The sequence below is a fragment of the Ottowia sp. oral taxon 894 genome (assembly GCF_001262075.1).
Taxonomy (GTDB): domain Bacteria; phylum Pseudomonadota; class Gammaproteobacteria; order Burkholderiales; family Burkholderiaceae_C; genus Ottowia; species Ottowia massiliensis.
Genome location: NZ_CP012073.1, coordinates 246,801 through 272,533, shown reverse-complemented (window position 1 = coordinate 272,533; position 25,733 = coordinate 246,801). Strand labels below are relative to the sequence as shown.

The 25,733-nt window shown below is 55.6% G+C and carries 18 protein-coding genes and 1 other RNA gene; 6 read left to right on the top strand and 13 right to left on the bottom strand.

Annotated elements, in window-relative coordinates; genetic code table 11:
* Positions 1 to 392 precede the first annotated feature (392 nt).
* From ADJ79_RS01120 to ADJ79_RS01085, 9 genes are all read right to left on the bottom strand, one after another.
* Positions 393 to 1,565 (bottom strand): hypothetical protein, encoded by a 1,173-nt coding sequence (locus ADJ79_RS01120; protein WP_050714417.1) that lies wholly within the window; start codon positions 1,563 to 1,565, stop codon positions 393 to 395.
* A gap of 321 nt (positions 1,566 to 1,886) precedes the next feature.
* Positions 1,887 to 3,869, bottom strand: a complete 1,983-nt coding sequence (locus tag ADJ79_RS01110; RefSeq protein ID WP_050714415.1) for an ABC transporter permease — start codon at positions 3,867 to 3,869, stop codon at positions 1,887 to 1,889.
* 508 nt (positions 3,870 to 4,377) lie between these two features.
* Positions 4,378 to 4,884 (bottom strand): hypothetical protein, encoded by a 507-nt coding sequence (locus tag ADJ79_RS15095; protein ID WP_216597139.1) that lies wholly within the window; start codon positions 4,882 to 4,884, stop codon positions 4,378 to 4,380.
* A 402-nt stretch (positions 4,885 to 5,286) separates the two neighbouring features.
* On the bottom strand, positions 5,287 to 5,745 hold the full coding sequence (locus tag ADJ79_RS13730; protein ID WP_156303938.1) for a hypothetical protein: 459 nt from the start codon (positions 5,743 to 5,745) through the stop codon (positions 5,287 to 5,289).
* On the bottom strand, positions 5,746 to 6,873 hold the full coding sequence (locus tag ADJ79_RS01105) for a hypothetical protein (protein WP_050714414.1): 1,128 nt from the start codon (positions 6,871 to 6,873) through the stop codon (positions 5,746 to 5,748).
* 401 nt (positions 6,874 to 7,274) lie between these two features.
* Positions 7,275 to 10,490 carry a transglutaminase family protein gene (locus ADJ79_RS01100; RefSeq protein WP_050714413.1) on the bottom strand — a complete coding sequence of 1,072 codons (3,216 nt, stop codon included), beginning with the start codon at positions 10,488 to 10,490 and terminating at the stop codon, positions 7,275 to 7,277.
* Entirely contained in the window at positions 10,487 to 15,178 is a 4,692-nt protein-coding gene (locus ADJ79_RS13725; protein WP_172673997.1) for a carboxypeptidase regulatory-like domain-containing protein, read from the bottom strand. The genes ADJ79_RS01100 and ADJ79_RS13725 overlap by 4 nt, the downstream gene beginning before the upstream one ends.
* Before the next feature lie 190 nt (positions 15,179 to 15,368).
* A complete protein-coding gene (locus tag ADJ79_RS01090; RefSeq protein WP_050714411.1) occupies positions 15,369 to 16,673 on the bottom strand; it encodes a branched-chain amino acid ABC transporter substrate-binding protein in 1,305 nt (434 codons plus the stop codon).
* A gap of 671 nt (positions 16,674 to 17,344) precedes the next feature.
* Positions 17,345 to 18,835: an ABC transporter substrate-binding protein gene (locus tag ADJ79_RS01085; RefSeq protein WP_050714410.1), complete on the bottom strand. Its 1,491-nt coding sequence runs from the start codon at positions 18,833 to 18,835 to the stop codon at positions 17,345 to 17,347.
* Between the two features lie 342 nt (positions 18,836 to 19,177).
* On the opposite strand from ADJ79_RS01085, the gene ADJ79_RS01080 reads away from it, so the two are divergent.
* The gene (locus ADJ79_RS01080; protein WP_156303936.1) at positions 19,178 to 19,780 is read left to right on the top strand and encodes a hypothetical protein; all 603 of its coding nucleotides are present in this window, start codon (positions 19,178 to 19,180) and stop codon (positions 19,778 to 19,780) included.
* Between the two features lie 182 nt (positions 19,781 to 19,962).
* Here ADJ79_RS01080 and ADJ79_RS01075 read toward each other — a convergent pair whose 3' ends face one another.
* Positions 19,963 to 20,553, bottom strand: coding sequence for a YggT family protein (locus ADJ79_RS01075; RefSeq protein WP_050714408.1), 591 nt, complete (start codon positions 20,551 to 20,553; stop codon positions 19,963 to 19,965).
* 347 nt (positions 20,554 to 20,900) lie between these two features.
* Between ADJ79_RS01075 and ADJ79_RS01070 the strand changes: the two genes are divergently transcribed.
* On the top strand, positions 20,901 to 22,121 hold the full coding sequence (locus tag ADJ79_RS01070; RefSeq protein WP_050714407.1) for an aromatic amino acid transporter: 1,221 nt from the start codon (positions 20,901 to 20,903) through the stop codon (positions 22,119 to 22,121).
* Between the two features lie 89 nt (positions 22,122 to 22,210).
* Here ADJ79_RS01070 and ADJ79_RS01065 read toward each other — a convergent pair whose 3' ends face one another.
* Together ADJ79_RS01065 and ADJ79_RS01060 are read right to left on the bottom strand one after the other, a co-directional pair.
* Positions 22,211 to 22,426 carry a DUF2892 domain-containing protein gene (locus ADJ79_RS01065; RefSeq protein ID WP_050714406.1) on the bottom strand — a complete coding sequence of 72 codons (216 nt, stop codon included), beginning with the start codon at positions 22,424 to 22,426 and terminating at the stop codon, positions 22,211 to 22,213.
* A 52-nt stretch (positions 22,427 to 22,478) separates the two neighbouring features.
* A complete protein-coding gene (locus ADJ79_RS01060; RefSeq protein WP_050714405.1) occupies positions 22,479 to 22,841 on the bottom strand; it encodes a carboxymuconolactone decarboxylase family protein in 363 nt (120 codons plus the stop codon).
* A 54-nt stretch (positions 22,842 to 22,895) separates the two neighbouring features.
* Between ADJ79_RS01060 and ADJ79_RS01055 the strand changes: the two genes are divergently transcribed.
* The 4 genes from ADJ79_RS01055 (at position 22,896) to hpnC (ending at position 24,740) form a co-directional block, all read left to right on the top strand.
* Positions 22,896 to 23,222 carry a helix-turn-helix transcriptional regulator gene (locus ADJ79_RS01055; RefSeq protein WP_050714404.1) on the top strand — a complete coding sequence of 109 codons (327 nt, stop codon included), beginning with the start codon at positions 22,896 to 22,898 and terminating at the stop codon, positions 23,220 to 23,222.
* Between the two features lie 39 nt (positions 23,223 to 23,261).
* The gene (locus ADJ79_RS15650) at positions 23,262 to 23,600 is read left to right on the top strand and encodes a hypothetical protein (RefSeq protein WP_371256874.1); all 339 of its coding nucleotides are present in this window, start codon (positions 23,262 to 23,264) and stop codon (positions 23,598 to 23,600) included.
* A gap of 97 nt (positions 23,601 to 23,697) precedes the next feature.
* An RNA gene (ffs, locus tag ADJ79_RS12855) (signal recognition particle sRNA small type) lies at positions 23,698 to 23,794 on the top strand.
* Positions 23,795 to 23,852: 58 nt separating this feature from the next.
* Complete coding sequence (gene hpnC, locus ADJ79_RS01050; RefSeq protein WP_050714403.1) at positions 23,853 to 24,740, top strand: squalene synthase HpnC; 888 nt, start codon at positions 23,853 to 23,855, stop codon at positions 24,738 to 24,740.
* Between the two features lie 222 nt (positions 24,741 to 24,962).
* Here hpnC and ADJ79_RS01045 read toward each other — a convergent pair whose 3' ends face one another.
* The gene (locus tag ADJ79_RS01045; RefSeq protein WP_371256873.1) at positions 24,963 to 25,634 is read right to left on the bottom strand and encodes a GDSL-type esterase/lipase family protein; all 672 of its coding nucleotides are present in this window, start codon (positions 25,632 to 25,634) and stop codon (positions 24,963 to 24,965) included.
* Between the last annotated feature and the right edge of the window lie 99 nt (positions 25,635 to 25,733).

Sequence of the window (25,733 nt, the reverse complement as noted above, 5' to 3'; positions counted from 1 at the left end):
ATGCCTTGTTCACCATGGTATAACCAAGAGCGTATATAGTGCCAAATGTTAAAAATATATCCAAGCAGGCACCCAAAAGAAATAAACCTCGCCTCCTAGCCTATAATATCACGAATAAAATTCTTCAGGCACATAGCATACATGTGCTCATTAATTCTTATTAATTCGCATTATATGATATGAGAAGGCCATTAATAATATATACATCAGTTTGATGAATAATTTTTCGTTGTAATATCCTACGAACACCAGCAAAAATAACGAATAACTTCCAATAACCAATATTGATAATACTATGGAGAGTTTGTGATTTTTCAACTTGGCAAAGTAGAAGACAAGTAAAAAGGACGCCAAGGTTATGATATCAAGCATATCTTTAGCCATTTTACACCTCAAGAAGCGAAGCAGGCTTTCGCGCCTGATGCAGCACCAACAGTTGTTCCCCAAAAAGCGCCTTCCAGATGGACTAAACTAAGTATCTGCTTGGCAACCTTGGCAGTCACTCCGACTGGAAGCGTAATCATTGATGTGGCCAATGTTTGAAAGAACATTTGCGCACAAGGATTATTATTGAGATTTTTTTCTGCGCTTATCCATAATGCCAGTCCAGAAAGGATAACAGATATGGCAGCCGCCGTGAAGACCCCTGTGACTGCAGCAATGGCAGAAAATGTGGTTATTAGCAATGGGGCAAACACTGCTAAAATTATTGTAGCTACCACGATTGCAAATATGATGGCAAAAATTACACATCCATTACCGCCCCCCTCAATCAAATAAGCCCCGGCCCCCGTCTCCGGATCAATAACAATATAGCCAAACCCCTTCCATCCGTGCTTGTTGATGCTTTTCTCATGCACGGTCACTTCCTTGCCAGCATTGACGGCATTCCTGATTTCACTGCCCACTTCTCCTCCTATGGGCAGCTTCGCCAGCGCCATCTGCGCGTTGGCCTTGTTGATCGTGTAAATCTTCTGCCCTTCGGCTTGTGCGATGGCAATAGCCTTTACGGCGGATATGCCTTCCGCGTACGGATCTAATGTCGGGATCTGGATTCGCCTGTTTTTATCCGCATGGCTGCACTTCGTTTTATCCACCCAGAACGCCTCCGGCGCCGCATGCTCCATTGCACTGGCGTATTGGCCTCTCATCTTGTTGTAGGCAATCCAGCGGTTTTGCGCGGCCGTTTTGCCGTTTTGGGCGAGATTGGGGTCCTTGTTGATCTGGCTCTTGGGATCATCATCTTTCACCCAGCGCACATGCCGCAAGTGGCCTATATCCATATTCAAGCCCTGAAACGTGACGCCCCGGTTGACAAGGCCATACAGCTTGTTGGGTTTGACTTGCGCATGAAACAGCCCATAGCTCAAGGCGGGCGCATCCACCATCTGCGCCTGTGATGCGGCAATCAGCCCCTGGCTTTGCAAACTGGCAAAGTAGCCCCATACCGTGGCCGTGAGCATGTCTCCCGTGAGCTTGTCTCCGGTGATGCCCTTCAGGATCTGCTCGCGCTGGCTTTCGGGCGCAGCCTGCGCGCGCTCCAGCGTCTGTTTGGTTTCTTCCATCCGGGCCTTGAGCCTTTCTTCTATTCGAACATATACTTTTTTATGAGCAAGACGAAAAAACATAAAGAGCATATTAGAGCAGCATACTTTTTAGATATGCGGTAAGACTCGCAAAAATCCGAATTGAGGCGCTTTTTGGATATATGGACAATGCCTCCCATTGTCACCAAGAATAGACATTGAAAGATCATGTAATATATGAAATTCTGATTTCTAAATATAAAGACGGCCAATGCGGTTTCAAAATAGAAAATCAGCATTGCGATAATACGCCATTTTTCTAGCTTTGCATGATTCACCATGCGGTTCCATATAGACATATCAGCAACCTTCAACTGCTGACTTATATGTATCAGCCGCAGCGCCAAAAAAGATCAGCCTGAGAGCATTTGAGATAGAGTTGGCTGCTTTAAAAGCGGCGAATCCGGGCAATATGTTTCCAATAAATTTGCCAATTGCCCTGTAACACCCCTCCAAGAAGAAGTGCGAGTATGTCCATATCCCAAGTCCAATTACAGCGAGCTTGCCAGCTAAACTCAATCCTGCAAATGCAACTCCAAGCATTGGAATGCCGAACGAGATAAATGTTAAGATGGCTCCACCAATCAATATAAATAGTGATGACATCCCCACGATTACCAAGAACCATAAGAAAAATAATAGCGCATGCGTGAAAATGGTGAATAGGATGCCCCCATTCCCGCTCCCCTCAATCAAATAAGCCCCCGCTCCGGTCTCCGGATCAATAACAATATACCCAAACCCCTTCCATCCGTGCTTGTTGATGCTTTTCTCATGCACGGTCACTTCCTTGCCAGCATTGACGGCATTCCTGATTTCACTGCCCACTTCTCCGCCTATGGGCAACTTTTGCAGCGCCGTCTGCGCATTCTGTTTGTTGATCGTGTAAATCTTCTGCCCTTCGGCTTGTGCGATGGCAATAGCCTTTACGGCGGATATGCCTTCCGCGCACGGATTTAATGTCGGGTTCTGGATTCGCCCGTTTTCATCCGTATGGCTGCACTTCATTTTATCTACCCAGAACGCCTCCGGCGCTGCATGCTCCATCGCGCTGGCGTATTGGCCTCTCATCTTGTTGTAGGCAATCCAGCGGTTTTGCGCGGCCGTTTTGCCGTTTTGGGCGAGATTGGGGTCTTTGTTGATCTGGCTCTTGGGATCATCGTCTTTAACCCATCGAATATGCCGCAAGTGGCCTATGTCCATATTCAAACCTTGAAACGTGACGCCCCGATTGACAAGACCATATAACTTGTTGGGTTTGACTTGTGCGTGAAACAGACCATAGCTCAATGCTGGCTGATCTATCATGCCAGTCTGGCTGGATATGATTGCTCCATAACCTTGCAGGCTGGCGAAGTAGCCCCACACGGTAGCTGTGAGCATGTCGCCTGTAATTTCATCGCCAGTAATGTTCTGAATAATGCCAGCGTGTTGATTTTCTGGTGCGGACTGTAGCTGCTCCAGTGTTTTTTTCGTTGCTCCTATACGAGCTTGCAGTTTTTCTATCTGAGCCGCAGAAACACCTTGAATGGAAAGCCCCAATGCCGTTTGCTGCCCGGCGATGAGCTGATCATACGTTTCATCCCATTGGCGGCTGCCGTACTGGGTAAAGGCCCCGGCGCCGACCGGCTCGCTGCCCGCTCTCAAGGCGCTGCCTTCGACCTTGACAGCGCCCTCCACCAAAATCTGCGGCTTCAGGCTGATGCTGGCGGGCAGCCCTCTGGGCAAATCTTGCGGCTTGAGCGTCTGTCCGGGGCGTGGCGCAGGAATCAGCGCCTCTATGGCCCGCTGATCGGCATCGCTGGCCGCCACCCAGGCCAGCGTCAGCTTCTTGCCCGCCAGACTGGCCGTGTCCGCTTCAAATTGCAAGATGGGGCTGCCCTCGAGCACGGCGCTTTGCTTGTCGGGATAGATGGCGTATCTGAACCTGGCCTTGAGGCTGTCAGGAATGGCGCCGAAAGACTGGCTTCGGGCCTTGACTTCATAAGGCAGCGTAGCGGCAAAAAAGGGCAGGGGATCGATTTGCGCCGTGCGCTGGCCCAGCACCTGGCCGACAGTGCTTTGGCCGCCGTTCTGGCGGTCGATATAGGCTTTGAGCCTTTGCTGATAAGCGCCGAGCTGGCCTTGCAAGGCAGCGGTGTTCAAGTGCTGCACCCAGCCCTCGGCCTCATTGACTTGCGCGCCTTGCCCGGCGGCGCTGATCAGGGCAGCCGCATCCAGCGGCACGGCCTGCTGAAGATCCATGCCGTCGCTGTAGGTGTATTGCTTGAAGCTGGCGTCCATGGGAATCCAGGCGTCGGGTGTGTAGCGGGTGCAAAGTGAACAAGGTTCAAAGAAGCAGCCTGACTTGCTCCTTGATTGATAGCATGAAGTCCCCGTACTTACTGCGACAAATGGCTTTTTGATAGGGGTTGAATTTGCTCCTGTTTTTGAGGACACAAGAGGCAATGAAATGGCATAAATATCCCACTACACATTTATCACGATGATTTATTTCTTTTTCTCAAAATTAGCAGCATGATTGCCGCAAAGCTCGAAATATATAACATAAAAATACCCATGAAATTCAGGGCGGGTTTGATATAGGTTAAGGATATAGAATAGGGAAAAGCTATCAATATATAAAATAATATTATTGATGATTGTTTGTTTTCATTAAAATTAACACATGCTCCCATGAGCACCAGAGAGGTTGCATAGATAATCGCAACAAATATATTTTGTTGAAATATAGGGCATATATTTGCTATTATCCATATGCCCCATACGATGGGTGTAATATGTTTTCTCATCATGAGCAATGGTCTGAGAAGGCAAATCCACTAAAGAAATTTCCAGCAGCTTGCCCCATCACCATACCAAGAACATTAAATGAGAGGGCAAGCATACTCAAGCTTGCTCCTGCGTAAACGCTCATAAAGGCTGCACATATTCTTTTGTTTCCTGTAGCAAGCATCAAGCCAGCCATGTATATTGATATGCCTGCTATAAGAAAATTAGCAAATGCAATCAATCCGGTGCCGGCTGCAATTAATCCCAATCCTCCTGTGCTGGCTCCAATAGTAATAAATAAAATAAGCGCCGCCATCATATAAATGACGCCAATTAGCATTAATATGGCCCCATTCCCGCTCCCCTCAATCAAATAAGCCCCCGCCCCGGTTTCCGGATCAATAACAATATACCCAAACCCCTTCCATCCGTGCTTGTTGATGCTTTTCTCATGCACGGTCACTTCCTTGCCAGCATTGACGGCATTCCTGATGATAAAATATAGCCTGCTCCTTTCTTTTTCCATGCAGTTTTTTTATTTCCCCAATCTGAGTATTATGTTTAGACATGATTATTGCTTGAAATTCGTTCCATAAAGATTATTGACATCAATGCGAAAGCATTGCCCTTTTATACATTTGTTGCGACGAAACCGCATCGATATTTCCGATCTTACTCACTCCATAAGGACGTGATTGCTGCAACTTTGACAATGTCTGAACACTCATTGATGCTAGGTCAGGTAAAAGCTTGTTTGGGATCCAAGGCGCTACTGCCGCTCTCGCCAGTAATCTTCCCATGCCTTGCTCAGCTTGCGTAATGGTTACGCCGACACCGATTTCGCCTTTAATGATTTCTCTAGGCAGAGTATTAAATGTTGTGCCTCCAAAATTATTGCAATACTGACTCGCTTCCTGTGGATATTAATTCATGCATTGGGAGAAGGATTTAGAGCGATGTCGACAGATAAGCCGCAACTGGCCAATCTCTCTATTATGGCTGCATTAAGAAAGAAACCTGCTGGTTCATCCGCCTCCTGAACAATCAAGAATTTTCTAAACAGATCTCCCTTTGAACATTTAAAAAATAGATCTATTGTTGTTGCATGCCTGTCAATATAATCTTGGATTGCTGTTTGAGACAATATGAAATTCTGATACATGTAAACGATTTGTTTCTCGGTAGACTCATTAGTTGTCTTGTGTCTTAGTTTTTTAAACTTTATTTTATAATATTCGGGCTTCTCGAGCGGAACTCTGCCATTGGCCCATCTATAAATTCTCCCTTTTTCAATAGAAAAATCTCTCATGGAAACTGCTTGACTTTTCAGAAAGGCACCTTCGTCAAAATCAAAGGCGCCACACAATATCTCACATTCAAACGACATTTATTTCCACCTGAAATCTGTTATTATTGGTATTGCTCCAACGGGAATGCTGCCACATTTTTGCACCTCCCATATCACGATGCCTCCATCCTTGCAGCTGCATATATCGAATCTGCTAACAGGAGTGGCTCCATATTCAGCCTTGAATTCATGCTCTCTGCCCAATATCGGTTCTGGCATGGTAATCTTTAGGATTTGAGGCGTTGCTTTTGTGCAATCTATAAAACAACTTGTCCTAGAACTGGCAGCCATGGCTGGCTTTGATGCCAGTGCAACTACTATAACTGCAGCAGGAGCAAGGGCTGGGGCATTTCGTATCACAGCAACAATTAGCGCCAAGATAATTGCTAGCACAAGTATATTGATAATCAGCTCACTATTGCATTTCAGCCAAGCACTAACCGTGAGGGCGGCATGTTCAACCATACTTAATACACGATTAAGCATGCCTAAATTATAAGTCATTATTGATTGTTTGATTCTGTCTGGAGCAAGCTGATTAATATTCAATGCCTTAGCAATTGCAGCATCTATCTGTTCTCCACCATTCCCACTCCCCTCAATCAAATAAGCCCCGGCCCCGGTTTCCGGATCAATAACAATATACCCAAACCCCTTCCATCCGTGCTTGTTGATGCTTTTCTCATGCACGGTCACTTCCTTGCCAGCATTGACGGCATTCCTGATTTCACTGCCCACTTCTCCGCCTATAGGCAACTTTTGCAGCGCCGTCTGCGCGTTGGCCTTGTTGATCGTGTAAATCTTCTGCCCTTCGCTTTGGGCAATGGCAATGGCCTTCACGGCGGATATGCCTTCCGCACACGGATTCAATGTCGGGTTCTGGATTCGCCCGTTTTCATCCGTATGGCTGCACTTCGTTTTATCCACCCAGAACGCCTCCGGCGCCGCATGCTCCATCGCGCTGGCGTATTGGCCTCTCATCCTGTTGTAGGCAATCCAGCGGTTTTGTGCGGCCGTTTTGCCGTTTTGGGCGAGATTGGGGTCCTTGTTGATCTGGCTCTTGGGATCATCATCCTTCACCCAGCGCACATGCCGCAAGTGGCCTATGTCTATGTTCAGGCCCTGAAACGTGACGCCCCGATGATTTATGAGCACATAAAATTCCACATTGAAACTACATTAATAAATCCGCAAACAATATGCAACCAATAAATACAACGAGAATAATTTGACCAGTCAAAAATATTCTAGCATTAAAATGATATTTACCCATATTGCCATTAATAATAATAAAGCAAAAAAATAATGTAAATAGGATCTCATATATATAACTAATATTGATATTAACCCCAAAAATAATTCTAATTGCGTAAATCAAGATGGACGCCTCGCTAATCATAGGCGCTTTTGATTCTTGCAAGGTTGTTAGTAGCGCCTTTTTAATATTTTTGGTTATTTTATATGTAGTCACGATAGATGTTACTATAAAAATATATAAATGAATTGCAATCAGTAACAGTATATTTACGGAATGATTATTTGAATCCCAGAGGTTATTCATGTTGCACTTATTTAAAACAATTGCTTGAGGTCTCTGTTGGTGTATTTGAAGATATCACTGCAATTATTAAAGAGGTCGATGCTATTGTAATAGTTCCTCCCGGAAGAGGATGTCCCGATAATTTTCCCAAAATTGCTATAGCGACATTTGCACTTGCTAGCCCTAAGCCGATCCCGGTGACGAAACATTGTTGAGCTTTATCGCCATACAATGCCCCATAAGCCTGCCATATTACTGCGATTGACGCCAGTTCAAGAGCAAGCGCCGTCAGCATAGGACCAATAAATGCAGACGAGGCTTTTGAAGCAATGGCGGCATCAAGCCCAAGCATGGTATAGCCAAGAGCGAAACCATACAAGGAGCCAATTGCTAAAAATATTCCCCCATTCCCGCTCCCCTCAATCAAATAAGCCCCCGCTCCGGTCTCCGGATCAATAACAATATACCCAAACCCCTTCCATCCGTGCTTGTTGATGCTTTTCTCATGCACGGTCACTTCCTTGCCAGCATTGACGGCATTCCTGATTTCACTGCCCACTTCTCCGCCTATGGGCAACTTTTGCAGCGCCGTCTGCGCATTCTGTTTGTTGATCGTGTAAATCTTCTGCCCTTCGGCTTGTGCGATGGCAATAGCCTTTACGGCGGATATGCCTTCCGCGCACGGATTTAATGTCGGGTTCTGGATTCGCCCGTTTTCATCCGTATGGCTGCACTTCATTTTATCTACCCAGAACGCCTCCGGCGCTGCATGCTCCATCGCGCTGGCGTATTGGCCTCTCATCTTGTTGTAGGCAATCCAGCGGTTTTGCGCGGCCGTTTTGCCGTTTTGGGCGAGATTGGGGTCTTTGTTGATCTGGCTCTTGGGATCATCATCTTTCACCCAGCGCACATGCCGCAAGTGGCCTATGTCCATATTCAAGCCCTGAAACGTGACGCCCCGGTTGACAAGGCCATACAGCTTGTTGGGTTTGACTTGCGCATGAAACAGCCCATAGCTCAAGGCGGGCGCATCCACCATTTGCGCCTGTGATGCGGCAATCAGCCCCTGGCTTTGCAAACTGGCAAAGTAGCCCCACACCGTGGCCGTGAGCATGTCTCCCGTGAGCTTGTCTCCGGTGATGCCCTTCAGGATCTGCCCGCGCTGGCTTTCGGGCGCAGCCTGCGCGCGCTCCAGCGTCTGTTTGGTTTCTTCCATCCGGGCCTTGAGCCTTTCCATCTGCGCCTGGCTGATGCCCTGAATACTCAGCCCCAATGCCGTTTGCTGCCCGGCGATGAGCTGGTCATACGTTTCATCCCATTGGCGGCTGCCGTACTGGGTAAAGGCCCCGGCGCCGACCGGCTCGCTGCCCGCTCTCAAGGCGCTGCCTTCGGCCTTGACAGCGCCCTCCACCAAAATCTGCGGCTTCAGGCTGATGCTGGCGGGCAGCCCTCTGGGCAAATCTTGCGGCTTGAGCGTCTGTCCGGGGCGCACCTGGGGAATCAGCGCCTCAATGGCCCGCTGATCGGCATCGCTGGCCGCCACCCAGGCCAGCGTCAGCTTCTTGCCCGCCAGACTGGCCGTGTCTGCTTCAAATTGCAAGATGGGGCTGCCCTCGAGCACGGCGCTTTGCTTGTCAGGATAGATGGCGTATCTGAACCTGGCCTTGAGACTGTCAGGAATGGCGCCGAAAGACTGGCTTCGGGCCTTGACTTCATAAGGCAGCGTAGCGGCAAAAAAGGGCAGGGGATCGATTTGCGCCGTGCGCTGGCCCAGCACCTGGCCGACAGTGCTTTGGCCGCCGTTCTGGCGGTCGATATAGGCTTTGAGCCTTTGCTGATAAGCGCTGAGCTGGCCTTGCAAGGCAGCGGTGTTCAAGTGCTGCACCCAGCCCTCGGCCTCATTGACTTGCGCGCCTTGCCCGGCGGCGCTGATCAGGGCGGCCGCATCCAGCGGCACGGCCTGCTGAAGATCCATGCCGTCGCTGTAGGTGTATTGCTTGAAGCTGGCGTCCATGGGAATCCAGGCGTCGGGTGTGCTCTGGCCGGGCACATGGCGCGCGCCCCAGCCGGGGTGGTACTGAATGAAGGCTTCGGCCCACACATGCTCCATGCGAATGGCCACAGGCTGGCCGCCCTTGACCAGCAGGGTGTTGGCAATGCCGCCCTGGCCCAGGATTTGTTGCAGGGCTTCAGGCGTTTTCAGGCCCCCGGCCCAGTTCTGCGCTTGCGCCAGCGGAATATCCACCGTGCCATAGACATAGCGGGCGGCGATACCGCTGCTGCGCAGCAAGGCAATGAGCAAGCTGGCGGTGTCTGTGGCGTTGCCCGCCTTTTTGTCCAGGGTGTCGGCCGCGCCTTGCACGCTGCCCTGGGTGGGCGTGTAGTGAATGTGGTCATGCACCCACTGGTAAATCTTCAAAGGGTTGCGCTCCAGCTTTTGGGCCAGCTGGCGGATTTCGGGGCTGTCGGGCGCTTCCGGCGTGAAGGCCGTGTCGGCAGCCGTGGCGGCGCTGGCGGCTTTGGCTTGCGGCAGGCCGAGCTTTTGTTGCAGGGCGGCTTCGCTTTCGGCGGGCCGGGCTTCAAGGGGTTTTTGCACTTGCCAGGGCAGGCGCTGCCAATCAATGAGCGAGGGAGCCGGGCGCGGGGCGTTGTCTGCCAGAAACTGTTGCAGGGCGCGGCGGGCGGATGCCTGGGCGCTGGCGCTGCTTTTGGCTGCGGGGCCTTGCGCAGCTTCAAGCGGGGCCATCAGACGATGGTGCTTGTCAAGAAACTGCTGCTCAAGAGCCGCTTGCCTTTCAAGGATGGCAGCCTCCACGCCTGCGGCTTGCCACTGCTGGCGCAGCTGCTGCGATTGCTGCCGGATGCCCTCGGCGTAGGTTTGCAGGGTTTGCGCGCTGGCCAGGGCTGCGGCGGACATGGCTTTGGCGCGGCCCTGGCTTTCGCCCTGGTTTTCGTTTTGCAGCGCCTGTTCAATGGCTTGCAGGGCCTGGGCGTAGCGCTGTTCGTCGGAAGCGGCGCTGTCTTCAGCGGCCTGTGCAGCGGCCAGCTGTCTTTGATGCTGCATGGCGCGCGCCAGCGGCGCGAAGCTGGTGTTCAGCAAGGCGGCAATGACCAGCCAGGACACAAGCCGCAAGGCGCGCCCGCCCAGGCCGCAGAAGGCAGGGCGGTCCAGGCCGCCGTGCTGCACTAAAAGCTGGCGGCGTGCGCCCGTTTGCAGCGAATGGAGCAGAAAGCGGGCGGTCATGGCTGGGTCTCCTGTGTGGCGTGGTCAAGATGGCAGGGGTGATGGGCGGCGCGGCGAATGGCGCCGTTTTTGCGGCGGCGCGCGGTCAGGGCCACAGCTGCGGCAAGCAGCGCCAGCGCGGCCGGACTGCTGGCGGGCACGGCAGCGATGCGGCCTGACGGGCTGGGCGTCGGTGTTGGCGTTGGTGTCGGTGTTGGTGTCGGCGTCGGTGTTGGCGTCGGTGTTGGCGTCGGTGTTGGCGTCGGTGTTGGCGTCGGTGTTGGCGTCGGTGTTGGCGTCGGCGTTGGCGTCGGCGTTGGCGTCGGCGTTGGCGTTGGCGTCGGCGTTGGCGTTGGCGTTGGCGTTGGCGTTGGCGTTGGCGTTGCGGTGTTTTTCTGCACCGTGTATTGCGCCGTTGCGGTGGCCAGGGTCACGCCGGTGTCGTAGGTCTTGCGGGCTGTATGTCGCTTGAGGTTGTGGCCGCTGCCGATGAGGCTGGCCTGCACGGTGTAGATGCCTTCGGGGGCATTGCGCAGTTTTTGAATCCCATTGGTTATACGGATTGCGAATGCATTCAATTGCCCTATAGGTAATCTATCCGTATAGATAATTTGTCTATTGGGAGCAGTTGCTTTAAGTAGAACGTAAACATCATTCAGATTGGCATTTGAAGTTAGATTGTGAGCATAGGAAGTAATATGCACGTTATCACTGCTGGAGTAGGCGGCACGGTCTGTTTTGACCTCAAGAGTTGCTTTTGGATTATTTATATGACCAGCAGCAATGGAAAACAGACTGCTATCCGTATCAACAACATGCCCGGAGGTATCTATTAATGAACCTGTCAAGGTGTATATTCCCGCCGGATAGTTGGCAGTATTCCAGGATTGCTGATAATGTACTGATTGCCCAGGTTCCGGGCTATCCAGTGCATGCGGAGAAAACCGCATGATCTCACTGCCATCTGAGCTATGCAGACGCAACAGCAGACGTAATTTAGAAGCGGTCGTCCCGCTGTTATGCACATCGGCTTGCAATATGACTGGAGAATCAGCCGGATATACTGGTTGATCAGTAGTAACGTTCAGCTGTCCACTGAACGGTGGAACTGATGCGCCGGGAGAATAATTGGCCCCCAGAAAAGTGTAATAACTATCATAAATTCTATAACCTGAAATGAACGCAAGGAAGGGTAGATCCGCCTCAATTTTTCCTGCTCCTTCGGGGATAGACAAATAACCTGTGCTGTAGCTTGTATTTTGAACAGTACGGAAAGTTGACGTATCAACCCGAGCGCCATTGAGCTTTAGCGTTGGCAATGCTGTATTAGGTATAACCAGATTCAACGTGTTGACGGGATAGGCTGCCTGTCCAGTGGGGGTAGTGAATACGTAGCTTTTCAGCGCTTGTTCGATGCCCAATAAGTAGGTGAAGGATGGATCAGCCTTACCATTTGTAGCGCCTGCACCTTTCATGAACTGCCCTACTAGCACTGGACGGTTACTAGTGATGTGCAGGTCGGTGTCCACATCTTTCTGGTAAAACTGTCCAGCTTGCAGACTGGCCACCAGTTTGCCGTTGATGGTGATATGTGTGTCGTCATCTGCAGCAAGAATTCGTGTTAAGGTGCTTGCCCCACTTATTTGTGTTAAGGCTGGCACAATATACTCATTAACCCATTGTTCCACAGGAGGCAACTGGGTAAATAAATGATCACAAGCAGCCGTTTGAGCAGGAATGTTGGCGCATTTTACTCCCGCGAATACAGCTATGGGTTTATTGGAGTGAATTTGACTGCCGGTCATGTCGGAACCGTATGTGGCGTGATAGATAACAGACTGGCCTTTGTTTAATCTGATTGTGAATGGGTTTCCTGGCTTTTGACCAGACGAAAATTTCTTTGCTGGAATAATCGTTATATTTGTGTCATGCTCGATTGCTGTTACAGACATCTGCATGATGCCTGAATCCCAGTTCATCACTCGATAGTGCGTACCTAGCGCCGCTGCGTCCAAAAGATAGGTCATATCTGTTGAGTGATTCTCTCTGTTTAGAAATGAGGCACTCACAGAATTATTTGCGTAAATAAAAAGCGCTTTTTCTTGCACTATATTTTCAGTTGCAAGAAACTGGCTGGCTGGCACGATGATGTCAGAAATGCCAGTGTTATCAATAATGAAATTCTGATCCAGAATACCATCATTGCTTCTAATTGCACCGGATGTGCCTGGTTGCCCAAAAATGAATAAATGCCCTATTGCGCGAGTAGAGCTATTAGAATGGCCTGCCACAACAGCACGCAATGTATCCAGGCCAGATTGTTCGTTGCTGCTGGCGAGCAGCTGAATATCAGCGCGAGCGCTGGCAGTCAGATCCAAAATACGGGTGTTACTGTAGTAGCCAGTTTTTGTTGCAGAAAGGTGCCACCTTCCTTGGTGCAGACCTGCAAACTCGTAATATCCACTAGTATCGGTCGCAGTTTGCATGCCATTTAGTCCGGACAGATTGACGCGAACGTTAGGTAATGGTTGTCCACTGGACGCATCTAGCACTTGTCCATGAATGCGGAAGCCTCCTGAATTTCGTGGATCCAGTTTTATCGGAATTGAATAAGTACCACCAGCTTTGAATTCAATATCAAAATGGTTCTCTTCATATCCGGTCGCTTCTGCTTTGATATGCGAAATTCCAGCGTTTAGGCCACTAATACTGGCGTGCCCTTGCTTGTCAGTTTGCAGAGTTCGGGCGTTGACGCCTCCTATAACAATTTGAGCGTTGGGAACTGGCTGCTTGCTTGTACTGTTAAGCACTATGAATTGCGCGTTAATAGACTGTGCTGCATCTATTTGCTGTGCCAATGATACATTAAACTCATGAATATAATTTTGCCGCAGATTTAATGTCTGCGCTTGACTGTTGTAATTGGATTTTTCAATCAAGATTTTATTTTGTCCTGCGGGCACATCACTTAGAATGTAATGTCCATCTGTTCCAGTGCGGGTTAATAGATTCGTATTGAAAATGCGCACAGTTGCATCAGGTATGGGGAGGTGGGTCTCTGCGTCTGTGATTAGCCCTTGCAGCGTTGTGGAGGTTGTGCCTCGCGTATCAGGTGTGAGGGTGACAGGAAGAAGTATATGCTGCGCTCCCCGTATTTTTATGTGCATGCTGCGTGAAATATATCCTTCGGCAGAAATGCTCACAAAATTGTTTTCAGTAGCCAGTTCAGAAGAAAAAGTGAGTTCACCATTAATATTAACGGTATGTTCAATACCGTTAAGACTAACGATAGCATTGGGTAAGGGTTGGCCGGAAGATGCATCAGTAACTACCACTTTAACGGATCGGTTCCAGCTAAGGTGAGTAAATTTGGGATCGAAGCGTATTTGCTCGCCCGCTTGAGCTGTAAGCGAGGTTTCAATTGTATTGAAGTTTGCGTATGCTGAATTGGAATATTCAGCGCGAATATTTAAGGTGCCGGGAGTTATATTATTTAAAACGTATTCTCCTTTCCAGTTTGTTGAGGTAAAAAGCATTCCAACACTGATCCTTGCATTGCTAGCTGGAAGCCATTTGTAGCCGTCTATGCTGTAGTGCGCTACTCCAGAAATAGAAAAAGTATGTGAATTGCTGGGGCCAAGTGCTTTAAGAATAATTTTCCCCAGATTGAGTAATTGGCCAGGCATCAAGGATAAGCTGGCTGAATAATTTTGCATTCCATCAGTTTTTATATGTAATGTATCGATTCCTGCTGGCAAACCAGAAAAAACGAATTCTCCTCGAATGTCAGTATTTGTTTGCTGTGTGTTGCGGGCCAATTGCACAGATAGGCCTGCGATAGGTTTGCCGGCTTCATCCACCACCTGCCCCCGCACGCTGGCCAGATCAGGATTGGTGGCGGGTTGCGCGGCCAGCCGCAGCGCGCGCAGAGCCAGCGCTGTCAGGTGTGGATCGCCCGCCCAGCTGCCATCAGGCCGCTGGGCCTGTTTCAGTGCCGTGAGGGCGGGCTGCATGGCTGCTGCCGTGTCCAGCCCCGGCAGCACGGCCAGCAGGGCCTGGGCAGTATGCAGATTGCTGCTCCAGGCTTGTTGCGGATTGCGCTGAGCAGTGAGCCAGGCGCGCGCTTTGGCAAGGGCGGCCTGCGCGGCGGGCTGTTGCCGCCAAGGCAGCAGGGCCTGGGCGGCAAGGGCGGTGGTGATGGTGGCGTCGCCATCTGGCGCAAGGGGCCAGGAGCCGTCAGCGTGCTGGGCGCTGGCCAGCCATTGCAGCGCCTTGAGTGTGGCCTGGGCGCTGGCGCGGCTGGCGGCCAGGGCGCGCAAGGCCCAGGCTGTGTCCAGCGCATTGCCGGGCAGGCCCTGTGCGGCACCAAAGCTGCCATTGGGGTTTTGCAGCGCGGCCAGTGCGTCCAGCAGACTGGCATCGTCCGCGCCTGCCTGCTGGCGCGTAAGGGCGCGCTGGGCAAGGTAGCGGGTGGCGGGGGCCGTGAAGCCGTCCATGCCTGCAATCAAGGTGGCAGGCACGCTGGCGTTCAGCGCCTTGAGCGTGGTAACCGTTTCATGGCGCGATTGCGCGGGCAGCGCAGGCGAGGCGGCTTCGCTCGCCAGGCTGCCATCGGGCTTGGTCTGGGCTTGCAGCCATTGCTGGCCTTTTTGTAGCGCGGGGTCTGGCCCGCCTTGCGCCACGGCCTGGCAGGCCATGAACAGCAGCATGAGCAGGCATACCAAGCCGTGACGTGCGGATTGACCGCCCTGTGCCCTAAACCACTGCATTTCTGCTCCCCGTGCAAGAGTTGTTTCTGACGAATGGATACAGAATAAACGAATTCAGCAATGAAAGACACATGGCACGCGCGCAAGCAAGCAGCGGATTGCGCGAACGAATTCACGCAATCCGCCGTTTTTACGGCTGCCAGGGCCGCTGCATGGCGCAGGTGGTGGGCATTTCGGCCTGGCTGGCGGGGATGTCGCGCACGATGCGAAAGCCGTAGCCGCTGCCTTCCACGTCAAAAGGCACGCCGGGCGCGCCTTGCTTGTCCATCACGCCGACAACGAGGTTTTGCTGGAACTGGTGGTCTTGCGCGCGCATGTGGCCGCTGCGGCCGGCCAGTTGCACTTTGGCGTTTTCAAGGCTGGCGGCGATGTGGGCGGCGGTGGGGCCGCCAGGGCGCTTGCTGGCGGCGTCGATGGCTTGCGCCAGCGCCTCAATGAGCAGTTGCTGGCGCAGGTGCACGTAGTCGTCTTCGGGTTTGGGAAAACGCTCGCGGAAGGCCTTGTAGAAGGCGGCGCTTTCGGGCGCGGGCACGTTGGGCATCCAGTCGGCCACGGCAAAAACCTTGCCTATGCCCGCTTCGCCAATGGCGGCGGGCGCGCCCAGGGCGTTGCCGTAGAAGGTGTAGAAGCGCCCGTCAAAGCCTGCTTCGCGCACGGCCTTGACGAGCAAGGTGAGGTCGTTGCCCCAGTTGCCGGTGAGCACGGCTTGCGCGCCGCTGTTTTTGATTTTGGCGGCGTAGGGGGCGAAGTCTTTCACGCGGCCCACGGGGTGGAGTTCGTCGCCCACGATTTGCACGTCGGGCCGCTCTTTTTCGAGCTGGCGGCGCGCTTCGCGCAGCACGGCCTGGCCAAAGCTGTAGTCCTGCCCGATGAGGTAGATGCGCTTGAGGTCTTTGTCTTCTTTGATGACTTGCATGAGCGCGGCCATGCGCATGTCGGCATGCGCGTCAAAGCGGAAATGCCAGGGGCTGCAACGCTCGTTGGTCAGGGCCGGGTCGATGGCCGAGTAGTTGAGAAACAGCACTTGCCGCTCTGGCTCGCGGCGGTTGTGTTTGTTGATGGCGTCTATCAGCGCGGCGGCCACGGCCGATGAGTTGCCTTGCAGCACCACGCTCGCGCCGTGGTCGATGGCCGCGCGCAAGGCGGCCAGCGATTCGTCCACCTGGCCTTTGTTGTCGTAGCGGCGCAGTTCGATTTGTGCGCCGCCACGGGCATTGACGCGCTCGCTGGCCATGAGCAGGTTGCGCCAGACGGATTCGCCCGTGTTGGCAAAGGGGCCGGACAGGGCTTCGATGAAGGCCACCTGCACGGGCGCGGGCTTGCCAGCGGGTTGAACAGGGGCCGCTTCAGCGGCCAGAGCCGCGCCAGGCAGGGCGGCGCAGGCGGCCAGAGCCAGCAGGTTTTGCAGCAGGGCGCGGCGGGGGGGATGTGTCATGGGGGTGCTCCTTGGATGGGGGAAAAAACGGGAATGCTAGGCGCTGGATGAGCGGGGCAGAACACTTGCCATTATTTAGCTTCTCTTTCTGTAGCAATGGGTCCTAGTGGAATGGGCGCAAGAGCCTGTTTCGTACCCCTGAATTTGCTCCTGTTTCTGATGATCAAGAGCGCTTGTCAAGACTTGCTCATGGCTTGCCGCAAAGGGCGGCGCAAGGTGGTTCCGCTCTATTTCTTTTTCTGAAAAAGGGGACAGAGAGCAGGTCGGCAGTTCGCACAAACCAGTCCAGCCACTCCGCGCTCCAGCCTTGTCAGAGAGCTTGCCCACAATCTGTTCGCGAGTGTCTGTTCGCCAGTGCAGTAAGTGCGGCCTTGGGGCGGCCTCGGGCGCTTGTGACCGTTGCAAATCTCAAATGAGGCGTGAGGTCCACCTGCGCTTTGCGCCCATCCCGATGCGCCTTTTTGCCCCTCATGGTCAGATCGTGGGCAGGTGCTGATAAAAAACCATCGCCCGAGCAAGCCGGGAATGCAGGCGGCCTGCGAGGTAATAGGAGAGAAAAGCGGATCGAATCCGCTCCTTAATCAATAGCATGAGGTCCTAGTAGAGCGTGCGCAAAGAGGCCTTTCGACCCCCTCAAATTTGCTCCTGTTTTTGCCGCCGCCCGGCCGCGCTCACTGCCAGCGCAGGGTCGCCAGGTCATTGACCGAGATGGGCATCTGCTCCCATAGCCCTTGCAGACCCTTGCGGGCGGCGGTCAGCCAGTGCGGCTGGTACAGGAAGATGGCAGCGGCGTCTTCGGCCAGCAGGCGCTGGGCTTGCTCCAGCAGCTTCAGCCGCTCGCCTTCATCGGCGCTGGCGCGCAGGCGCTGGTAGAGGGCGTCGAAGGCGGGGTTTTCGTAGCCCCAGTAGTAGCCGGGCTTGCTCCAGTTGCCCAGATCGAGCGGCTCGACGTGGCTGATGAGGGTGAGGTCAAACTGCGCCTGCCCGTAAACGTGGCTGAGCCACTGCGCCCATTCCACGTTTTGCACTTTCACGCGCACGCCCGCCTGCGACAGCTGCGCGGCCACGACTTCGCCGCCCTGGCGGGCGTAGGGCGTGGGCGGCAGGGTGAGGGTGAGCGACAGGGGGCCATCGGGCAGGGCCTCTTTGAGCAGCTGGCGGGCTTTGTCCAGGTCATAGGCATTGACGCCGGTCAGGTCCACATAGCCGGGGCTGCCGGGGGTGTAGTAGCTGCCGATGGGCGTGCCCAGGCCGTTTTGGCCCGCTTGCAGCACGGCCTGGCGGTCAATGGCGGCGCACAGGGCGCGGCGCACGCGCACATCGCGCAAGGCCGCGTGGCGGTGGTTGAATGCGACGATGGTTTTGGCGCGCGAGCCGCTTTGCAGCAGCGCAAAGCGTCCATCGGCCTTCAGGCGCGCGGCGCCGCGCTCGCTCATGCGGACAAAGGCATCCACATCGCCCGCCAGCAGCGCGGCCACTTGCGCGGCCGGGTCGCTGATGAAGCGAAAGACGGCGCGGCCAATGGCGATGGCGCCCGCCTCGCGCCACTGCGGCCAGGCCTTGAGGGTGAGGGAAGCGCCGCGCTGCCATTTGTCCAGCACGTAAGGGCCGCTGCCGACGGGGCGCGTGGCGTTGCCGGCGGCGCTGCCCGGCTCGACGATGATGGCGGTGGCCTGGCCCAGCTTGAAGGGCAGATCGGCATCGGGCTGCTCCAGCTCGATGCGCACGGTGCGCTCATCAGGCGCGGCAATCTGGCGCATGGCGGTGAAAGTGCGCCGGTCTTTGTTGGTGCTGCCTTCGCTGGCAGCGCGCGTGAAGGCCCATTGCACGGTTTGCGCCGTCAGCGGCGCGCCGTTGGAAAAGCGTGCGTTGTCGCGCAGCTGAAAAGTCCACTGCTTCAGATCAGGCGAGCTGTGCCAGCTTTGCGCCAGCAGCGGGCCGACGCTGGCGTCGGGGCGGATTTTGGTGAGCGTCTCAAAGACGTTGTAGAGCATGATTTCGGCGATGGCCGAGGCTGCGCCAGCCGTGGGGTCCAGCCCGGGCGGCTCCAGCGTCATGCCCAGCGTGAGCGAGTGGGGCGAGCGAGCCAGCGCGGGCTGCGCCAGGGCGGCCAGGGCTGGCAGGGCCAGGGTGAAATGGCGGCGGCGTATCGAGACAGTCATGTGAGAGGAAAGCGCTCAGAGACAAAAGGGCGCGCATGGTAGCGCGCCAGCCTGTGAAGCTGGTCTGCCTGGCCGGCATTTGCCACTTGCTTCGGCTTCGGATGGGAGGATACGTGTTTCGTATGAAGGTTATTTGCATGGAAACCCATGCGACAAACAGATGCCAGAGCCGTCGCATTGAGGCTATTTCTGGTTTTGGGCTTTTGTTGGATATTCCGAAGCAAGGAGTTGATATATAACCCCGAATTGGCAGGCCACGAAAAACATGCGCGTGGCAATGAATAATATGATTCCGAACGAAAATGCGCCTGCCACACTGCCTCTTGATGGAGACGCTGACAATTGAGCAAACCCCTTTCTTCCCTGATTCATCATTTCATTCTTCTGGCAAGTGGAATGTTCATCATGACTTTTACGGCAGATACCGCTGCCGCCTCCGCGCTGGAGCGCGTTCTTGCCCAGGCGGAGGCCGAATCGAACTGGCCTCGATCACAAGTGGAAGCCAGCGTCATTGACGTTCTGACGCGCAACGGCTGCACGTTTTATGGCGTGCGAAACAAGCAGCAAATGGATGGCCCCCGGTATGGATATGTCGCGCTGCCTGACGGATCTATTTTGGGCGTGCGCGAAGAAAACCGGGCCGAACGCGCTTTGAATGCCTGCGGCCGGGGAGCCGATTCCGTATGGTGGGCCGGCGTGATTGCCCGTCTGGAAAATGCAGGGGGCGTATTGGTGACTGAAACAGCGCCTTTGGCTGTTCAGCAAATCAGGAAAGCAGGCATTGAAAACGCCTTGCCAGACATGAAACGCAGCGCCGACGGGACGGTTTTATTGCATTTTCATACCTATGATCCGGACCGGAATCTGATTCATCAGGTTGATGCAATTCTGCCACCCCAGGGGCATTTGGAAATCAGGAAATCCGTCATTCAGTCATCAGACTGAAACCGTGAACAGGACGAAGCGGGGATGGGGCTGTGGAAAGAATGGCTCAAGGGTGGCTTGGCTTGTATAGCTGGCTGCGCGGAGCCGTTTTTTCGCATTTAGGGTCAAACGCTAAAGCGATTTCCGCCGTTTCTGGACATTCCGTGGGCCGCAAGTCCTGGCCGAACGGGCCTGGGCCGCTTTTATTTCAAGAGCAGAAAAACCTGCACCAGCCGCCCCTGCAAGTAAGACACCCCCACGCCCAGTAGATAGAGAACCAGCAGCACGAGCAGCGGTGACCAGTCAATGCCCTTGAACGGCGGCAGCAGGCGGCGTGCGGGGGCCAGCAGCGGGCGGGTGAGGCGCTCCAGCCAGCGCAGCTCATCCATGCCGGGCCGCAGCCAGGAAGCCAGCGCGGCCAGCAGCACCATGACCTGCGCCACGGAAAGGGCCATCCACAGCACACCCAATAGCGCCAGCGGCAGCCATGCGCTCCAAGGCGGCTGGCGCAGGGCCGAGAGCAGAACGGCCTGTCGCAGCAGCTCCAGCACGAAGGCCACCAGCAGGCTGATCACGTCCCAGCGCTGGCCAGGCTGGTTCACTGGCAGGCGCAGCGCCTGTGCCAGCGTTTCAAGCGGAGTGACCAGCCAGCCGGTCAGCACGGTCAGCAAAGGAGCCAGCACCAGTTTTTGCCACGACTCGCCGCGCAGGCGCAGCCATACACGCAACAGGCACGCGCCCCCCACCACGGAAGCCAGAATTTGTGTCAGCAGATTGAGAAAGTCATGCAGCATGGCGTTTCCAAAAGCAAAAAGATCGGTGCAGTGGATGATAGACGCTAGCAATCGTTCGCAACGCAATCGTGTGGCGACGCGTGAGCGCGCGAGGCCAGAGGCGCTTCGCACGAAGACGCGCAAAAATGGCTGGCAGCCTGTGAATTGCGGGCCTGCGTCTTTCACTTTTCATTCAGACCACCAGCTTAATCAATGCGTTTGTATTTGTATAATTTTTGCCTGCTGATGAAACGGGTGGCCTGATGGGATTGACCGATATGCAGCCAATCAGACGGGCCGCAATGGTGCGATTCGCCTGGAATTGCCGTAAAACTGCCACACCGCACTGAATAACGGAAAGCCTGAACATGAATTCCAGAAATCCCTCCATTTTTGGCGGCGCCATGATCATTGCCGGCACGGTTATTGGCGCGGGTATGCTCGCCAATCCAACGGCTACTTCAGGCGTCTGGTTCATTGGTTCGCTGGCGGTGCTGCTTTACACCTGGTTTTCCATGCTGTCGTCGGGGCTGATGATTCTGGAGGCCACCACGCATTATCCGCGCGGCGCCAATTTCGACACCATCGTCAAAGACCTGCTAGGCCCGGCCTGGAGCGCCGTCAATGGCCTTTCTGTCGCTTTCGTGCTGTATTTGCTCACGTATGCCTATATTTTTACGGGCGGCAATCTCACGGCGCATGCATTGGGGCAGCCCTTGTGGGTGGGGCAAATCATTTTCACACTGATTTTCTCGGCTTGCGTTTGGTGGTCGGTTTATTGGGTAGACCGCGCGACCACTATTTTGATTGGCGGCATGGTCATCAGCTTTTTATGGGCCAATGGCGGCTTGCTTGCTTCGGCGCAGCCAGGTATTTTGCTTGATGCGGCTTCAGGCGGCCAGGCGCATTACTGGATTTATGCGGGCGCGGCCCTGCCCGTGTGCCTGGCTTCATTCGGCTTTCATGGCAACGTGTCGGGCCTGTTTGACTATTTCAAGGGCGATGCGCGCAAGGTGGCCCGCTCGCTGTGGCTGGGCACATTGATTGCGCTGCTGATTTACGCGCTCTGGCAATTTGCCGTGCAAGGCAATCTGCCGCGCAGCGAATTCGGCCCGGTGATTGCCGCGCAGGACAACGTGGCCGCCTTGCTTGACGCGCTGGCGGGTGTGGCAGGCAGCGGGCTGGTCAGGGTGCTATCGTTTTTCTCCTACATGGCCATTGCTTCGTCGTTTCTTGGCGTCACGCTGGGCTTGCTGGATTACCTGAGCGACCTGTTCGGATTTGACTCCAGCCGCGCCGGGCGCAGCAAGGCCGCCGCTCTGACTTTTTTGCCGCCGCTGGCAGCCTGTTTGCTGTTTCCCACAGGATTCGTGCTGGCAATCAGCTACGTAGGCTTCGCCGCCACGGTATGGACGGCTTTCGTGCCTGCCTTGCTGCTGCATGCGTGCCGCAAGAAATTTGGCGCAGGTAAGGGCTACCACGTGTATGGCGGCCTGTGGCTGATGGTTTGGGTTTTTTTGTTTGGCGTGCTCAACGTTCTGGCGCAGATTCTCAGTCGCGCCGATGTTCTGCCGGTTTTCAAAGGCTGAAAACGCCATTTACGCCTTTTCAGAAGGCCGATTGCATAAAAAAAGCCCGGGAATGCTTTCCGGGCTTTTTTTATGGCATGAATTGACGCCTATTTTTCTTCCTGGCCGGGCGGCTGCAATTTCACCGGGCAGGTGCTCAGGCCCAGCAGCCGGTATGCTGGACAAAACTGGAAAATCCCCGTTACCAGCGGCGCTACGCCGATATAACCCCACCAGCCAATGTAGCCCAGCGCCGCTGCCACAATCAGCGCCAGCCCTACGAGAATACGCAAAATGCGGTCAATGCCGCCAACGTTGAGTTTCATGGCTTGTCTCCTTTCTGGATATGCCTGGGTTGATGAAACCATCGTGGGGAATTCATGCCGCCGTGGCGGCCTTTTCGCCGCCAAATTCCTCGTAGGCGGCCAGTGCGTTGGCAGCATACATCAGAGAGGGGCCGCCGCCCATGTAAACGCACACCGCCAGCATTTCTTCCAGCTCCGCCCGCGTGCAGCCCAGCCGTACCAGCGCCTGTGCGTGATAGCCCAGGCAAGGGTCGCAGCGCGCCGCCACGCCCAGCGCCAAGGCGATCAATTCCTTGGTCTTCTTGTCCAGCGCTCCATCGCCTTGCCCCGCCTGCGACAGCGCGTGAAACGCCTGCATGGTTTGCGGGATATCCTTGCGCAGCGGCCCCAGCCAGGAAGTCACGTGTTCAATGATGTCGCGGTAGCTTTTGCTCATGAGGGTGCACTCCTTTCAGTTAAGAAAGCAATAGTATATAAAAATATAGATTGTATGGACGCCTCTGTTCTCTCCGTCACCCCCGAAGCCATGCGCAGCGGCGCGGCGGCCGCCGTGCGCATGCTCAAGATGCTGGCCAATGAAGACCGCCTGCTGCTGCTGTGCCAGCTCTCGCAAGGCGAAAGCTGCGTGAGCGATCTGGAAGCCGCGCTGGGCATTCGCCAGCCTACGCTCTCGCAGCAACTGGCCGTGCTCCGCGGCGAAGAGCTGGTCAGCACCCGCCGCGACGGCAAGAACATCTACTACGCCATCGCCCGCCCGGATGTGCTGCGTCTGCTGCAAACGCTGCATGAGCTGCACTGTCCCGCTGCCTCAGGGTGATGTGCCGAAGGTGAATCACGCGAAAGGCGCCAAAGCGCCTTGGCAGATCGCGCCAAGGGAAGTCTGCCCGGCAGTGATAAAGCACGGCATCGACAAACAGTCTCGTGCTTGAAGCGTGGCCAACGCGATTGGCTATTGGCTTGCGTCCGCGTGCCTTGCCTTTCTGTCCAGCGCTTCTCTTGCGGAAAAGGGCAATTGGCTGCCGGAAAGCGGGGGCCGCAGATTTCTGAATGGCCGCCGCAATCCACCTGGCTTTCAGGAATGTGCGGCGCGGGCCTGGGTGAAGAGAAAACGCGGGGCATCAAAAACAGAAGCGGATTCAACGCCCTGAAAACGGCGTTTGCGCCCGTTTGGATGGGAGTTGCTGCTATCGAATGAAGAGCGAATCCAGGCCGCTGGCCTGAGCCGCCCAGGGCTGAGCATGAAAGCAGGCGGACAGTCTGCCCGCCGCGCCCAGCCACTACAATCGCGCCCCGACGGGCCTTCCCGCATGGGGAAGCGGCCAACCGGGTCAGGTGGGGAACCAAGCAGCCCTAACCGTGGAGCCAGTGCCGGGGTCAAGGCTCGTCATCCTTTCTTCTCCCTCCTCTCCCGCTCCGGCGGCGCGCCTGAACGAAAACGCGCAACGCGATGCCCCCAGACGAACGCCCGCCGCCAGCCGGATTCGCGCCCCAGCCGGTTGAGCATTACGAAAACTTTCCCGTCGCTTCCTGGCTGTGCCCGCCGCGCCTGCGCGCGCCCATTGCCGCCATTTACCACTTCGCCCGCACGGCGGATGACCTGGCCGATGAAGGCGATGCGCCCGCCGCCGCCCGGCTGCGCGATCTGGCCCGCTACCGCGCTGACCTGCTGGCCGTAGCGCAAGGCCAGCCGCCTTCGCCCCGCTGGCCGCAGGTGTTTGTTCCGCTGGCAGCGCAGATGCGCGCCTTCGGCCTGCCCGCGCAGCCGCTGGACGATTTGCTCAGCGCCTTCGTACAAGACGTGACGATGACGCGCGACGGCGCCGCCTACGCCGATATGCCCGCCTTGCTGAACTACTGCCGCCGCTCGGCCAACCCCGTGGGCCGCCTGCTGCTGCACCTGTATGGCGTGACGCAAGAGCAGGCCCTGCGCGAGAGCGACGCCATTTGCACTGCGCTGCAACTCATCAACTTCTGGCAAGACTTGAGCGTGGACATTCCCCGTGGCCGCTACTACCTGCCGCTGGCCGAATGCGCCGCGCACGGCATTGCCATCACCGCCCCGCGCGAGCAGTTCGCGGCCCTGCGCCCAGACGATGAGCGCGCCGCCCGCCTGCTGGAATCGCTCACCCGCCACGCCCGCGCCACCATGCTGCAAGGCGAGCCGCTGGTGCATCGCGTTCCGGGCCGCGCGGGCTGGGAATTGCGCGCCGTGGTGCAAGCCGCCCTGAGCGTGCTGGCGCAGACCCGCGCCCTCGGCCCGCGCGCCCTGGCCACGCGCCCCGTGCTGCGCCGCCGCGACGCGCCGCGCGTGCTGTGGCGCTGCCTGCTCATGTGAGAGGCGGCTCACCCGTGCGTTCGTGAGCGCAAAAAGCACGGACTTGGGCCTTGCGAACCCTTGCCTGGCCCCAAGCAAGCCGCAAAACCCGCGCTGTCGTGGCAACAAATGTTCAATCAAGTTCCATGGCAAATCCGCAAGGGCGCATCTGCGTATCGCGCTCCCGTTTCCGATGCCGCCCGGCTAGCGCCAGAACGCAGGTGGGCTGCTTTGAAAAGGCTCTTAAAGCAGGCCGGCCTGCCGTGCGAAAGCGTTCAACGCCCGGGCGAATTCGGCATAGCCTTGGGCGTTGGCATGCACGGCGTCGCTGCGCAGAGCGGGCTGGGCGAGCACGCGGCTCCAGCCGTTCGCAAACAGGGGCAGTTGCAGCTCGCCAGCCAGGTTGGCGTAGAGCGCGTGGTCATTCAAGCGCCCCAGGGCGGCGGAAAGGGTGAGGGCGGGTACGGCCACCAGCAGCACTTGCGCGCCGCTGGCCTTGGCTTGCTCGCAGATGGCGCGGATGTGGCGGTATGTGTTGGCTTCGGGCAGGCGGCGCAGAAAGTCATTGCCGCCAATGCTGACGATGACCAGTTGCGGCGCGTGTTCTTGCAGCAGTCCGGGCAGGCGTTGCAAGGCTTGCGCGGCGGTGTCGCCGGGCACGCCGCCATTGGCGATGCGCCAGCCCGTCAGCGCCGCCAACACGGCTGGGTAGCTGGTTTCAGGCGTCGCGCCAACGCCCCAGGTGAGCGAGTCGCCCAAGGCCAGCACGGGCGCACCAGGCGGCACACGCGTGACGGGTGGCTTTTTGCGGCCGCAGGCGGGCAGCAGGCAGGCACAAGCAAGCAGGAGGAAGGCGCAGCGGCGCGAGGGCATGGAAGAGAGAAAAATCAGGCGGATGCGTCCGGCCTTGGCCATTGCGCCCAGGTTTGCGGCACGTGGTTTGCGCTGTCTGCGCCACTTGCCTTGCGGGGAGGAAAGAGCAGTACGGGGCGTTTGATGAGACTGGGGCGGACC

Excerpts from the sequence above, each read along its gene's own strand:
- ADJ79_RS01120 (WP_050714417.1), bottom strand. The coding sequence starts at position 1,565 with ATGGAAGAAACCAAACAGACGCTGGAGCGCGCGCAGGCTGCGCCCGAA.
- ADJ79_RS01110 (WP_050714415.1), bottom strand. The coding sequence starts at position 3,869 with ATGGACGCCAGCTTCAAGCAATACACCTACAGCGACGGCATGGATCTT.
- ADJ79_RS15095 (WP_216597139.1), bottom strand. The coding sequence starts at position 4,884 with ATGGAAAAAGAAAGGAGCAGGCTATATTTTATCATCAGGAATGCCGTC.
- ADJ79_RS13730 (WP_156303938.1), bottom strand. The coding sequence starts at position 5,745 with ATGTCGTTTGAATGTGAGATATTGTGTGGCGCCTTTGATTTTGACGAA.
- ADJ79_RS01100 (WP_050714413.1), bottom strand. The coding sequence starts at position 10,490 with ATGACCGCCCGCTTTCTGCTCCATTCGCTGCAAACGGGCGCACGCCGC.
- ADJ79_RS13725 (WP_172673997.1), bottom strand. The coding sequence starts at position 15,178 with ATGCTGCTGTTCATGGCCTGCCAGGCCGTGGCGCAAGGCGGGCCAGAC.
- ADJ79_RS01090 (WP_050714411.1), bottom strand. The coding sequence starts at position 16,673 with ATGACACATCCCCCCCGCCGCGCCCTGCTGCAAAACCTGCTGGCTCTG.
- ADJ79_RS01085 (WP_050714410.1), bottom strand. The coding sequence starts at position 18,835 with ATGACTGTCTCGATACGCCGCCGCCATTTCACCCTGGCCCTGCCAGCC.
- ADJ79_RS01075 (WP_050714408.1), bottom strand. The coding sequence starts at position 20,553 with ATGCTGCATGACTTTCTCAATCTGCTGACACAAATTCTGGCTTCCGTG.
- ADJ79_RS01070 (WP_050714407.1), top strand. The coding sequence starts at position 20,901 with ATGAATTCCAGAAATCCCTCCATTTTTGGCGGCGCCATGATCATTGCC.
- ADJ79_RS01065 (WP_050714406.1), bottom strand. The coding sequence starts at position 22,426 with ATGAAACTCAACGTTGGCGGCATTGACCGCATTTTGCGTATTCTCGTA.
- ADJ79_RS01060 (WP_050714405.1), bottom strand. The coding sequence starts at position 22,841 with ATGAGCAAAAGCTACCGCGACATCATTGAACACGTGACTTCCTGGCTG.
- ADJ79_RS01055 (WP_050714404.1), top strand. The coding sequence starts at position 22,896 with ATGGACGCCTCTGTTCTCTCCGTCACCCCCGAAGCCATGCGCAGCGGC.
- hpnC (WP_050714403.1), top strand. The coding sequence starts at position 23,853 with ATGCCCCCAGACGAACGCCCGCCGCCAGCCGGATTCGCGCCCCAGCCG.
- ADJ79_RS01045 (WP_371256873.1), bottom strand. The coding sequence starts at position 25,634 with ATGGCCAAGGCCGGACGCATCCGCCTGATTTTTCTCTCTTCCATGCCC.